We start from the raw sequence: 13,260 nt of genomic DNA, 5'->3' as shown, positions 1-13,260 counted from the left end.
GCCTATCCGCTTGCATAGGGTTTTATTTCAATCCGTTAACTTATTCTTATTTTCGTTCAACGAAAGCGTAAAAAGCAGAACAATCGGCTTGAATACTGTATTAGTGGCTCGCATATCAGTATAATGCCCGACAATTTCGAGATTTTGGAACCGATACATGTTTGAAAACCTCCAAGAGCGTTTAGGAAAAACGCTTAAAAACATCAGTGGCCGTGGTCGACTAACTGAAGACAATATTAAAGAAACACTCCGTGAAGTACGCATGGCATTGCTTGAGGCTGACGTTGCCTTGCCAGTTGTGCGCGACTTTGTAAAACAAGTAAAAGAACGCGCGGTTGGTGTAGAAGTCACAAAGAGTCTGAGCCCAGGCCAGGTTTTCATCAAGATTGTTCGTGAAGAACTTGAAAGGTCGATGGGTGAGGCCAACGAAGAGCTGAACCTAAACGCGCAGCCGCCAGCTGTTGTGATGATGGCCGGTCTTCAAGGTGCGGGTAAAACCACCAGCGTTGGTAAGCTAGCTAAATTCCTTAAAGAGCGCAAAAAGAAATCTGTGTTGGTGGTGAGTGCTGACGTTTATCGTCCTGCGGCTATCAAACAGCTTGAAACGTTAGCAGCAGAAGTTGACGTTGAGTTCTTCCCCAGTGATATTTCACAAAAGCCAGTAGATATTGCAACGGGTGCTATTTCTCACGCGAAGAAAAAGTTCATTGATGTGGTACTTGTGGATACCGCAGGTCGTTTGCACGTAGATGCAGACATGATGGACGAAATCAAAGATTTACACGCGGCGATTAATCCAATTGAAACCTTATTTGTCGTTGACTCAATGACAGGTCAGGATGCTGCAAATACAGCAAAAGCATTCGATGAAGCGCTGCCACTCAGCGGTGTTATCTTAACCAAGACGGACGGTGATGCGCGCGGTGGTGCGGCGTTGTCTATTCGTCATATTACTGGTAAACCCATTAAGTTTATCGGTGTGGGTGAAAGAACCGATGCCTTAGAGCCATTCCACCCTGACCGTGTTGCATCTCGAATTCTAGGTATGGGCGACGTACTGTCGCTTATTGAAGAAGTCGAAATGAAAGTCGATAAAGACAAAGCCCAAAAAGTGGCTGAGAAAGTCTTTAAAGGCGACGGTTTTACACTGGAAGATTTTGCTGAGCAGCTGCGCCAGATGAAAAACATGGGCGGTATGATGTCGATGATGGAAAAGCTGCCTGGTATGTCGAACTTGCCGGATGCGGTAAAAGGTCAAGTAAATGATAAGACCTTTAACCAAATGGAAGCTATCATAAGCTCAATGACGCCAAAAGAGCGTGCACGTCCTGAAATCATCAAAGGCTCGCGTAAAAAGCGTATCGCTGCGGGTTCTGGTACGCAAGTACAAGACATTAATAAGTTGCTGAAGCAATTTACCCAAATGCAGAAGATGATGAAGAAGATGAAAGGCAAAGGCGGCATGATGAAAATGATGAAGAATATGAAAGGCATGATGCCGCCGGGCATGTTCGGTGGCGGTGGGCCTAAGTTCTAAATCAAACAAAAATATCCCATCCTAAAATTGGTTGACGGTTTTAAGAGGCCAGTGATTTTGTCATTGGCCTTTTCAATTTGCTCTCGACCACGGCTGATGTAAACCTATGCTGTAGTCGCCGTGAGGTCGTTTAACTCCCTCCTTTTTGTTTTTCTAACATACTTAATCTAAGTACCAAATATTTTTGACACTCATCAGTCGTTGGACTAGCCTCAATCTGTCGTTTTAGCTCAGTTAACCATCGAGCTATAATGAGTGGCGTTCAGTGGCAGAATAGTGCCACCCGTGAGTTTCTTTCTACATTTATGAAGCAGACCGACAGCGGCGGCAGGTAGTGTTGACTTACACTGCGTATTACGACAACAGCGATTGTCGATAGTGAGTATTCTAAAAGTCTATCGTTTTATGTGTGCGCTTGTGGTCTATCACTACAAGGAGCAAGTCATGTCAAATCAACCAACAGATATTGAAAAACTCGTTTTTGCCGTGGAGATATTCGCAAATGCTGGTTCTAAAAATCCAGGCGCCAGCGATGAGTCTCTGTACCACACCATCTCCAACTCATTAAAAGAAATACCATTTATTGATGTCGACATAGTATGGGGACCTCATGCTCAAATGATGCCCAATGGTGAGGCATTTAACACGATGTACGTTGCACGGGTGAGTGGAACTGATCAGTATATAGTAGCAATAGCAGGTACTAATGGTAAATCATTATTTGATTGGATTTTCCAAGACTTTAATGTTGCCATCACAACCCCTTGGATTTTCGCCCCCAATGTTAAAGGGGCCGAAATTTCAGCGGCTACGGCATTAGGTTTAGCGATGCTGAATGTTATGATCCCGCAGGGGAATGTCCCAGGTAGCGGTATCCCTTTAATGCACTTTTTACGCGATACGGCTAAGTCGCCTTGTGGCATTACGGTCGCGGGGCATAGCAAAGGTGGTGCGCTTGCTCCCACTGTCGCCTTGATGCTGCGAGATCTGCAAGGTAAAGCACTACTGTGGGATCCGGCGTGTAACGCCACTGTCAAAACGATGGGTACGGCTGGCCCAACAGCGGGCAACGATGTCTTTGCCGCTCATTCTAATCAGCAGCTTCCAAATGGCAGCCTATCAGACGATAAAGCGGTGAGTGTGCGCTTTGCAAATAGTTTAGATATCGTTCCTCATGCGTGGGCTGAAAGTAGCTTGGAGGAGATTAAGACAATTTATGGAAGTGAAATTTCAAGCCGGATTGTTGATGGTTTAATTGATTTTGCAAAAGAACTTGCCAATCGTACAAACTACACGCAACTAGCACCAAGTGACCCTCCATTTGCAGGACAGCTCAATAGCAGTATCATTAGTTCAGAGAATTCTGACTTTGTGAATTTCTTACAGCAAGCTGCATATCAACATGTAAACAGCTATCTAGAGTATTTTCAAATCCCCATACCTGCGCAGCAAGCAGGGCTACAGCATCTACTCAGTGAGCCCGCAATTGGAGAGCAGCTCAAGCAAACGATAGAGAGTATGGGGGAACGAGTTCACGGTAAGCTTGAGGTTGAAGCAACGTCCTCTACATTACCTTTATTAGGAGATGTTAGCACGGCTGAAGGGCAGCAGAAGGCGATAAAAACTTTGATTGCAGAAATGGATAAGCTACAGCAACCAATGGAATAACTGAATTCGTTTCTACGCCACATTTTAGTTTATTATCAAGGCGCTCAAGGGTGACAATCGCGTCGCTGTTGGGCATTTATCTAATTCGAACTTGCATTGCGCTGAAAAATGCGTAAAATGCCCGAGCTTCCCGTAATGGGAAGTACAAACTTATTAATGAAAACAGTCAATCTATGTAGAGGACGGTATGGTAACTATTCGTTTGCAACGTGGCGGCGCTAAAAAGCGTCCATTCTATCAAATCGTGGTTGCGGATAGCCGTTTCTCGCGTGACGGTCGTTTCATCGAGAAGGTAGGTTTCTTTAACCCTATCGCTGCAGGTCAGGAAGAAAAAGTACGTTTAGATTTATCTCGTGTTGATCACTGGGTAGGTCAAGGTGCAGCTCTTTCAGATCGTGTTGCGAAGCTGGTTAAAGACGCTCGTAAAGCGGCTTAATAGGCGTAAGTGTAACCATGAGTCAAAGTAAAACCTCGACAATCGTTGTTGGTAAGCTTGGTGCTCCTTATGGCATCAAGGGTTGGCTTAAGGTGCATTCATTTACTGACGATCCCCAAGGGATCTTCGATTTCAGCCCATGGTTGATAGGGCAACAAGGTAAATGGCAAAACCTTGAAGTGAGCGACTGGCGTCGTCACAACAAGGGATATATCGCTAAATTTGCACAGGTAAACGACAGAGACGAAGCAGTGGCTTATACCAATGCTGAAATCGCTGTTTATGCTGAGCAGCTTCCTGAATTACCTGAAGGGGAGTTTTATTGGCGAGATCTCATCGGCATGTCAGTAGTAACCGATAAAGGTTACGACTTAGGCATAGTTGATGACTTGATGGAGACTGGTTCAAATGACGTTTTGGTTGTGAAAGCAAACAAAAAAGATGCATTTGGCCAATCGGAAAGATTAATTCCATTCTTAACAGACTCTGTTATTTCGGATATTAATCATGACGAGAGAAAAATTACGGTAGATTGGGATCCAGCGTTTTAATGAGCGATCAGCAAAAGCTATGGGTTGGAGTAGTTTCACTTTTTCCTGACATGTTTGATGCGATAACTCAGCAAGGCGTAACGGGTCGAGCTGTGAAAAACGGCTTGATTGAGTTTAATTGTTGGAACCCGAGAGACTACGCCACTGATAAACATAGAACCGTGGATGACCGCCCTTATGGTGGTGGCCCGGGAATGTTAATGATGGTTGAGCCTCTCAAAAAAGCTATTCTTGATGCCAAAGCGGCAGCAGGAGAAGGCGCTAAAGTAATTTATATGTCCCCTCAAGGGCGAAAGCTAGATCAACAAGGTGCGACTGAATTGGCGCACTCTGAAAAGTTGATTTTAGTAGCGGGTCGTTATGAAGGTATTGATGAGCGGATCATCGAGTCTTATATAGACGAAGAGTGGTCCATCGGCGATTTTATACTGAGCGGTGGTGAGTTACCTGCCATGACATTAATCGATGCAGTTGCACGATTAGTGCCTGGCGTACTAGGTCACAACCAATCAGCTGAACAAGATTCATTTTCGGATGGCTTGTTAGATTGTCCTCATTATACCCGGCCGGAAACATTGGATGATAAACAGGTGCCTGCTGTATTACTCAGCGGAAACCACCAAGAAATAGCCAAATGGCGCTTAAAGCAGTCTTTGGGTAGAACTTGGCAACGTCGTCCTGACTTGTTGCGTAACCTAGCTCTGACTGAGGAGCAGGCGGCATTACTTGCTGAATTTCAGCAAGAGAATGGCCAAGCTTGTGGCTAGAAGACAGTTACACCTAGGAATGTGAGAAATAAAATGGCAAAAGTAAACCAAAATATTATTAAAGAGCTTGAAGCTGAACAGCTTAAGCAAGACGTACCTGCGTTCGGCGCTGGTGATACAGTAGTTGTACAGGTACGCGTAAAAGAAGGTAACAAAGAGCGTCTACAGGCCTTTGAAGGTGTTGTAATCGCTAAGCGTAACCGTGGTCTACACTCATCTTTCACTGTTCGTAAGATTTCAAGCGGTGAAGGTGTTGAGCGTGTATTCCAAACGCACAGCCCTCTTATCAGCAGCGTAGCAGTTAAGCGTCGTGGTGCGGTTCGTCGCGCTAAGCTTTACTACCTACGTGAGCGTTCTGGTAAATCTGCACGTATTAAAGAGAAACTTAACTAATACGTCGCATTTATCAAATGCAGATAAAACAGGCCGCTTTATGCGGCCTGTTTTGGTTTTATCCCTCTCATTATTTCCATTCTGTGAATACTCACTGACATCTCAGGCGTCTTGTCACGATATTTTCATGGTTGCTTACTTTTAAAGCGGCGTACTTCTTGTTAGACTCGGTGTATTATTTAATTTACTACTGTATATATAAGTTTACATCATGAATGGGGATAACGATTTAGAAGCAATACGCGTTGCAATAGATGATTGCGATAGCGAGCTTGTCGCGCTACTTGCAAAGCGCAAAGCATTGACCGAGCAGGTTGGAAAAATAAAACAGCAAAAGGGCGCACCGCTACACGTGCCGAAGCGCGAAGCTGAGTTGATCAAAGCCCGGCGCGCAGAAGCTGATGCCAAAGGGGTAAACCCTGATTTAGTCGAAGATATTCTGCGTCGTATGATGCGAGAAGCCTACGAAAACCAGCAAAGTGAACTCGCCTGTGCTGCACCAAAAATGTCGCCGGTCGTTATTGTCGGCGGCCAAGGTGCCATGGGTAAATTGTTTGCGAAACAGTTTAGGCGCTCAGGCTACGAGGTACGCATTTTAGACAAAGACAATCAATCACAGGCTACTGAGCTACTGAGTGATGCTAAGTTAGTATTGGTGAGCGTTCCTATCAATGCCTTTGAGCAGGTTGTTAATGCGCTACCAACGCTGCCTGATGACTGTATTCTTGCTGATATTACCTCTGTGAAGCAAGCCCCGCTCAAAGTACTAATGAACAAGCACAACGGCCCTGTGGTCGGTCTACACCCTATGTTTGGTCCAGATATATCTCATTGGGTTAAGCAAACTGTTGTGGTGTGCGAAGGACGTATGCCAAAGCAATGTGAAGGATTAATCAAGCAACTAAAGATCTGGGGCAGCCAGTTAGTACCGATGGATGCTAAAAAACACGACCAATCCATGCAGATCATTCAGGTGATGCGCCACTTAACTACGTTTGTATATGGTCAGTTTTTATCTAAACAGTGCCATTCATTAAAAGAGCTAAGAAGCTGCTCATCGCCTATCTACCAATTAGAGCTGATGATGGTTGGGCGACTATTTGCGCAATCCCCTGAACTTTATTCAGATATTATGCTCGCGCAATTTAATGATGTAGAAGGGTTATTGGCAAGCTATCAAGATACCTTTGAGCAGACATTGGCCAAGCTACAACAAGGCGATAAAGAAGGTCTAATGCAATCTTTCTCACAAGCCAAACATTATTTCTCAGAAAGTGCGAAACACTTCCTATCACAAAGCCGAGGCCTGCTTAACAAAGCCAATGACGCTAAAGTGTTGGATTATGAGGAAAGTATTTAGCGTCTATCTAGATATGCCTACTGCATCACAGTGCAAATAGTGTTGTGGGAGTGGCTTTACGCCACGATTTTACGTAGGTCGCCATTTATGGCGACAAATAACTTCGATGCTGATAAAGAAGAAATTTGTTCCAATCCCTAGCCTGACAAAGCGAAGTATCAAATAACACCCGTTACTATCTGCATCAATGCTGATAAGGCAACTTCAAATTTGAGTGGTGCGCTGTAAATGTGGTATGAAATAATTCTGAATGAATACGCAAGTGTCTTATTCACTTGCGTTTAATATATTCACTCAACTTTTAAAAGGTAAAGTTATGGCTCGGTTTCTTGTCACCTGCTTTCTCATCAATGGTAGTGTCAGGCCAGTTAATACAATCAACATACCTGCCAGTTGAATCCCTGTTACACTTTGCCCCATCAGCAAAGAAACCAGAGCTGCGAACACTGGCACTAAATTAAAGTACAATGAGGCATTGGCAGAACCAAGTATCTTCACTCCATTGTTCCAACACAAATATCCAACAACAGTGCCAAACACACCTATGTACAGCATGCTCATTAATAACGGCCAGGTTAGTGCAATCAGCTCTTTTACTGGGTGTACTTTTGCCTGAAACCCACTTGCAACAGATAGCCCAATTAGACCAGCAGCCATGGTAAGCAAAGAAAATTCCAGCGGCGGCAGCCACCCCGATACCTTGGAACCACACACGGTATAACCTGACCAAGCAAGCATGCCCAGCATAATAGTGATATCTCCATGATTAAGCTGTAAGTTCAAAAGGCTCCTCAGGTCACCGTTTACCACAACCAGCAATACACCGCCAAAAGCGACCATCAGCTGCAAAAGCTGAACTCGGGCTATCAGTGTTTTGTTCAGTAACGCAGCCATCAGGGTCGTTACTATGGGACTGAGTGCCATGATTAACGCGCCATTGGTTGCCGAGGTATGAGACAGCCCCGAGAACAACGCCAAATTCAGACCGCCCACGCCTATCACACCTATAACGCCAAGTATGAGATACCTGCTTAACGATAGAGGTATCATGCGCATTCGGGTCAGACGAATAAAAATAAACAGGCTGATCAGCGCGATAGCAAAGCGCCAGATTGACAGCGAAAGTCCGGACATGTGCAGTAAAATGTCTTTGGCAACGGGAAAAACACTACCCCAACAAAATACGCAGATCAGCATCATCACTGTGGTTCGAATTGGTGTACTCATATACCCTTACTTTTCATTGACTTATTGAGCTGCTAGTTTATATTTTCCATTTAAGGTAAAAAATACCGTTTTTTGAGACTTTAAATTCCATTAATGAAAAATAACTATTCATTAGACGATATGCGCTTATTCTGGGTTGTGACACAACACGGTAGCTTTAGTCAGGCGGCGCAAAGCCTGAACATGCCTGTTTCAACTCTGAGTAGGCGAATCAAACAGCTGGAAAACACCCTCGGACTGAGGCTGCTAAACCGCGATGCTCATCGTGTAACATTGACTGGCAGCGGGACACAGTATGCCAAGCGTTGTGGGCCTTTGCTAAGTGAGTTACAAGACATCAGTGATGCCTTATCGGCGCAAAGGCACGAAGCACACGGCTGCATTCGTATCTCGGCTCCAAGCAACCTCGCTCAACACCAGCTTGCCCATATCTTTAGTGCCTTTTTACACGCGTATCCCGGAATTAAAATTGAGTTATCACTGTCGAACAGAAATATCGATATCGAGGGGGAGCATATCGACATTGCATTTCGGGCCAGCGAGCATTTCCCCCAGGATTGGATAGCTAGGCCACTGGGGTCCGTGGAATCCATAATTTGTGCCAGTCCGGACATGCCACTTGGGAGCGATATAGTGCATCCCGAACAATTACTTGATTTACCTGTGATCCTTAGTAACCCGGTGCGAACCTGGAAGTTGCACAATCAACAAAGTGGCGAGCAGTTTAGTTACACACCCGGCGCAATGGTCCGTCTGGAAGCGGACGACTTGAACGTAGTTTCACAAGCCGTCATGGATGGGCTGGGTATTGGTTTTATTCCCCGCTTTATAGCGCAACACCTGATAGCCCAGAGCCAGATGATTCAATTGGTTAGTGATTGGGCCGGTCAGTCAAGAAGGTTAATGATGCTCTATCACGACCGCATTAATATACCGTACAGGTTACGCTTATTTATAGATTACATGCTTGAACACTACGGCTCAATCAATCCAAAATTGAGAGAAACATAGCTGATGCTTCCATATATATTTTTGTGGATGCCAATGTGGTGCGGTTTGTGAAAGCAGCTTTAAGCCACGATTTTATGAGGTCGCCATTTATGGCGACAAATAACTTCGATGCTGATAATGCAGCTCTAAGCTTAAGGTGGGTGTCAGCGATTTCGCACAAATAGTATTGTGGGAGTGGCTTTACGCCACGATTTTATGTAGGTCGCCATTTATGGCGACAAATAACCTTGCGACATATGAAGTTGAGCATGTTTTAATGCGATAACTAAACACTATGTGTACTTAACGAGCCAACAGAAGACCCGGATAGATCACCCCTCGCATATAGCAAGTGATTTGTGTGTTGAAATTGTAACATTTGGCTGGTAGCTTACTAAAATTATTAAATAATTTTAGTTTGATAATTGTCGTTTTTTTACTTGAAAATAAGTGAGATACTCGAGATTTCAAGCTAATGGGCTGTTATTTTCCTGAGGAAGTTTATTATCAGCAAACTACTTGAGAGAGTATTAATTCCGTTTGTTGGGGTTCTACTTTTGTTTTGCTTTAGTTGGTTTTTATTATATGAAAAGCCACTTTATGCATTAGGTTTTGGTGGCGTATTTGTATTGTTTTGTGCCGAACATGTTTTCAATTTTTTTAGTCGAACAAAGGTACATGGTATTCAAAATCTATCAGGTACAGTATTTCAAAGGCCTGTATCGCTATTGCTGTCAGTTTCTATTTTGCTTTGCTTATATTTTGTATTCGGCAAATAACAAGCTGTTTATGAAGTGGACGTCTAAAGCTTGGCTAGCGCTCATTCTTCGCTAGTGTAGTCAGCTTAACCCGTCACATAATAGGGCGTTTACCATTTTCCACTCTCGCACCATTACAGCAGTCAGGTTTGATTAACCCTAAAGCTCAAACCTGACAGTGACTATTAGCTATTTCAGATAAACATATTCCCGCTTGTTACTCACTCAGTATCTTATCTAAATTCGCTTTTGAGTGGGCGACGCTCTCTAGTGGTGTTAGGCCGCTTGGGTATTCTTCTTGTTCGATGACCAGCCACTGTGTGCCGCCGTGTTGCTGCATGGTCTGGATGAGCGCTTTCCAAGGGTAGTGGTTTTCGCCAATGATTGGGCTTTTGTCATCTCCTTGATGAGTACGTATTTTGATATGTGTCGATACGGTTCTTCCTTCATATCGCTTAACATAATCACTGGGTGATTTACCTGCGTAATTCACCCAGCCGACATCGAGCTGCAGTGGGAAATCGCTTGGGGTGTTGGTGGCGATATAATCCCAAAATGTGCTATTAGCGTATGGGTTAAATTCCTTTTCATGATTATGGAATCCGATCTTCATATCATAACGTTTGGCGATTTGATGTACTTGGTTAAGCTGTTTTACAAATGCTTGCACTTGGTTTTTATCCCATGCCCTTTCATCCCAAGGAATAAAGAGCGTGGATACGTCTAAGGTTTTGTAAAAGAGTAGGGTACTTGCTCGTTTTTCTTCAGCTAATGCGTCAAAGCCGATGTGTGCGCTGCTCGCAACTAAGCCGAGCTCTGCAAGTCTTTGTTTTAATTTGCTTGGATTATCGGCATAGCTGCCAAAGTTTCCAGCAAATTCAACGCCATCAAATCCCATGCTAGCGAGTGCTTGCAAGGTGCCGTCGAAGTCTCTTGCCAATTCATCTTTTACCGACCACAGTTGAACGCTAACGGGCAAAGACTGAAGGGAAGGCTGTGCATACAGTGGCGAGATAAAAATTAAAGCAATGAACAGCATTACTTGCTTTAATCGGTTGGTGTTTTCAACAAACATGATCTACTCCTAAAGAAAAAGCAGAGCTAGACTCTGCTTCGGTTAGTCATAACAAAATGACTCAAGGGTTAGTCGCGGTACGCATACTGGCTTAGTCCAAGCTCTGCGAGTACGCCATCTAGATGTGCTTTGGCTTCAGCAGTAGGCCCAGGATAATCACCTGCAATTGGCACATTGCCCAGATAACCTATGTCTTGACAGCCCTCAGGTGTGCAGAAGTAAGCGCCGAGAACGAGATCTTTAAAGCGCAAGAATGCTTTACCTATACGCTGAAATTGCTCTGGTGTTTGTGCATTAAAATAAGCAATATCATCCATAATTTTACTTTGCTGCGTTGCGCTAAGTTGTAAAAATGGCTTTTTAAAGCGCAAAGTCGACTCATCGTCAATCCAAGCAAGTGCATGGAGTATTGTCACTCTGTCTTTTTGTTGTCCGTGATACGGTGCGCTTACCCATTCATCGATCACACTCGGTACTTGTACTTCAGAAGCCGATGGATGATTTCCTTCCTTTGGCACAATAAAATCAGCTAGTACTGCAACTAACGTGAGCTGCGCTTCGGTAAGAGTGAGCGGCCAAGGTGACTCTGGTGGCATGATCATGTTTGGATCGGTGCCATACCCTTGAGCGCTAACTGGCTGTATTTCAATATCTGGCCAGTGCCCAGCTGCAGCCGTTTCACCTTCAATAGCCTTACTGCAACCAGCGGTGAGTGTTACCGCTGAGCCAGCTGCAAGCAAGCCTAACCACTTTAATGACTCGCGACGTGTCATGCCTGAAATATATTTATAAGAATCAACGCGATCAGGTGTATTCATTACAGTACTCCTTTATCAATCTGTTCAGCCAACCAAGTCGAGTTGCGCATTGCTAACGTCATAATAGTTAACGTACAGTTTTTATGAGGGTTAGACGCAAAGACACCGGCATCCATCACAAATAGATTGTCACAGTCCCATGTTTGGCCCCACTGATTCGTTACCGACTCTTTTGCTGAGCTGCCCATTCTTGTCGTGCCGACCTCATGAATGATCTCACCACCTTTTGAAATGGCTTTTTCCGCAGGCGGTAGCTCGCCCACTTCGGCACCCATGTTCTCAAGGATCTGTTTAGCGGTTTTGAGACCATGCTCGATTTGCTTAAGTTCTCTGTCAGACCATTTGAAATGGAACTTAGCAACCGGGATCCCCCATTTATCTTTGACGTTTTCGTCAATTTCCATGTAAGAATCTTTGTTCGGTAGCATTTCTCCACGCAGTGCAAATCCAACATAGGAACCATAAGCGTCACGCACTTGTTGCTTTAACTTGGGGCCATAACCTTGTTTATTGCCAGATACACCAGAGCCCGGTTGATTAAAGCCGCTGCTAATTTCAAAGTGGTAGCCGCGCGGGAAATTAAGCTCACCTTTCTCATGGGCTTTATGTCCCCACCAAGGAATAAAAAGGTGGTTTCCGGTATGGCCGTCTTCGTTATAACGCGGGCGACCTTTTAACGCAGGGATTTGTGCACCAAGCCAAGCGCCGGTAGAGTCCATTAGATTACGACCTACCTGACCACTAGAGTTTGCAAGTCCCTTGGGATGTTTTGCATGTTTAGAATTAAGCAAAATACGTGCAGATTCACAGGCGCTGGCCGCCAAAATCACCACATCTGCATTGAGAGCATGTTCTTGTGCAGACTTTTTATCGACGTAAGTCACACCAGTTACTTTGCCATCTTCATTCACCGCCACTGACTTCACCATGGCATCGGTGATCACTTCAAGGTTTCCAGTCGCTTTGGCCATCGGAATAAGCGAAGTTGTGGTTTGGAATGCCGCGCCTATTGAGCAACCATGGCCACAAGGTGTGGCGTAAAAACACGCTAAGCGGTCGTCTTTATTACGAGTCAGCACAGCTCTGTGCATTGGAACCGCTGGGATCCCCATTTTTTTCGCGGCAGCAGCAACCAATAATTCGGGTACTCTTGGTGTTGGTGGTGGCTGTAACACGCCAGGCGCAGAAGGGGGCATGTCATCCAAGCCAGTATTGGTACCACAGATCCCAACTATTTCTTCTGTTTTGTCATACCAAGGCGCAATGTCTTGATATTCAAACGGCCAATCAGCGCCATGTCCATCGCGGCTTTTGCCCTTAAAGTCATGCTCACTGAAACGTAGCGAGTAGCGACCCCAGTGGTTGGTGCGGCCACCGAGCATACGTGCACGCCACCAATAAAAATCGGTGTTTTCTGCGCGTGTGTATGGTTCATCTGGCACTTGCCAACCGCCATCAATCGTCGCGTCGTAAAAACCAAAGTTCTTATCCTTATTGCCAGCGCCCATGAGTGGGGCTTCGCTATTACGACGGAACATTGGGCTTTCTGTTTTTGGGTCGTAATTTCTGCCAGCTTCTAACAATAAAACTTTGTGGCCTAGCTTGGTGAGTGTATAAGCGGCCATTGCGCCACCGGCACCCGAGCCAACGACCAATACTTTATGATCAAATGTTGCCATG

General features: G+C 44.9%; 12 protein-coding genes. 8 read left to right on the top strand and 4 right to left on the bottom strand.

Annotated elements, in window-relative coordinates; translation table 11 throughout:
- Positions 1 to 157: 157 nt before the first annotated feature.
- The 7 genes from ffh (at position 158) to tyrA (ending at position 6,712) form a co-directional block, all read left to right on the top strand.
- Positions 158 to 1,537 carry a signal recognition particle protein gene (gene ffh / locus CTT31_RS12160; RefSeq protein WP_260491349.1) on the top strand — a complete coding sequence of 460 codons (1,380 nt, stop codon included), beginning with the start codon at positions 158 to 160 and terminating at the stop codon, positions 1,535 to 1,537.
- Between the two features lie 444 nt (positions 1,538 to 1,981).
- The gene (locus CTT31_RS12155) at positions 1,982 to 3,205 is read left to right on the top strand and encodes a lipase family protein (RefSeq protein WP_260491348.1); all 1,224 of its coding nucleotides are present in this window, start codon (positions 1,982 to 1,984) and stop codon (positions 3,203 to 3,205) included.
- Positions 3,206 to 3,392: 187 nt separating this feature from the next.
- Positions 3,393 to 3,641 carry a 30S ribosomal protein S16 gene (gene rpsP / locus CTT31_RS12150; protein WP_010371051.1) on the top strand — a complete coding sequence of 83 codons (249 nt, stop codon included), beginning with the start codon at positions 3,393 to 3,395 and terminating at the stop codon, positions 3,639 to 3,641.
- A gap of 17 nt (positions 3,642 to 3,658) precedes the next feature.
- The gene (gene rimM, locus CTT31_RS12145; RefSeq protein ID WP_010371053.1) at positions 3,659 to 4,192 is read left to right on the top strand and encodes a ribosome maturation factor RimM; all 534 of its coding nucleotides are present in this window, start codon (positions 3,659 to 3,661) and stop codon (positions 4,190 to 4,192) included.
- Positions 4,192 to 4,959 (top strand): tRNA (guanosine(37)-N1)-methyltransferase TrmD, encoded by a 768-nt coding sequence (gene trmD / locus CTT31_RS12140; RefSeq protein ID WP_010371055.1) that lies wholly within the window; start codon positions 4,192 to 4,194, stop codon positions 4,957 to 4,959. Before rimM ends, trmD begins: the two co-directional genes overlap by 1 nt.
- A 33-nt stretch (positions 4,960 to 4,992) precedes the next feature.
- Positions 4,993 to 5,352, top strand: a complete 360-nt coding sequence (rplS, locus tag CTT31_RS12135) for a 50S ribosomal protein L19 (RefSeq protein ID WP_017216162.1) — start codon at positions 4,993 to 4,995, stop codon at positions 5,350 to 5,352.
- A 211-nt stretch (positions 5,353 to 5,563) separates the two neighbouring features.
- Positions 5,564 to 6,712, top strand: coding sequence for a bifunctional chorismate mutase/prephenate dehydrogenase (gene tyrA, locus CTT31_RS12130; protein ID WP_260491347.1), 1,149 nt, complete (start codon positions 5,564 to 5,566; stop codon positions 6,710 to 6,712).
- Positions 6,713 to 7,006: 294 nt separating this feature from the next.
- On the opposite strand, the gene CTT31_RS12125 is transcribed toward tyrA, so the two are convergent.
- Positions 7,007 to 7,939 (bottom strand): DMT family transporter, encoded by a 933-nt coding sequence (locus CTT31_RS12125; RefSeq protein WP_260491346.1) that lies wholly within the window; start codon positions 7,937 to 7,939, stop codon positions 7,007 to 7,009.
- A gap of 93 nt (positions 7,940 to 8,032) precedes the next feature.
- Between CTT31_RS12125 and CTT31_RS12120 the strand changes: the two genes are divergently transcribed.
- On the top strand, positions 8,033 to 8,950 hold the full coding sequence (locus CTT31_RS12120; RefSeq protein ID WP_260491345.1) for a LysR family transcriptional regulator: 918 nt from the start codon (positions 8,033 to 8,035) through the stop codon (positions 8,948 to 8,950).
- Positions 8,951 to 9,904: 954 nt separating this feature from the next.
- Here the strand turns inward: CTT31_RS12120 and CTT31_RS12115 are convergent.
- The 3 genes from CTT31_RS12115 to CTT31_RS12105 all read right to left on the bottom strand — a co-directional run bounded on the left by CTT31_RS12115 (position 9,905) and on the right by CTT31_RS12105 (position 13,259).
- Entirely contained in the window at positions 9,905 to 10,762 is an 858-nt protein-coding gene (locus CTT31_RS12115) for a sugar phosphate isomerase/epimerase family protein (RefSeq protein WP_260491344.1), read from the bottom strand.
- Between the two features lie 68 nt (positions 10,763 to 10,830).
- Positions 10,831 to 11,580, bottom strand: a complete 750-nt coding sequence (locus CTT31_RS12110) for a gluconate 2-dehydrogenase subunit 3 family protein (protein ID WP_211858021.1) — start codon at positions 11,578 to 11,580, stop codon at positions 10,831 to 10,833.
- Complete coding sequence (locus CTT31_RS12105) at positions 11,580 to 13,259, bottom strand: GMC family oxidoreductase (protein ID WP_260491343.1); 1,680 nt, start codon at positions 13,257 to 13,259, stop codon at positions 11,580 to 11,582. Before CTT31_RS12105 ends, CTT31_RS12110 begins: the two co-directional genes overlap by 1 nt.
- Position 13,260: the final 1 nt, after the last annotated feature.

Source organism: Pseudoalteromonas maricaloris (assembly GCF_024746855.1).
Classification (GTDB): domain Bacteria; phylum Pseudomonadota; class Gammaproteobacteria; order Enterobacterales; family Alteromonadaceae; genus Pseudoalteromonas; species Pseudoalteromonas maricaloris.
The sequence above is the reverse complement of the archived record's forward strand: the minus strand, read 5'-3'. Positions and strand labels throughout refer to the sequence as shown.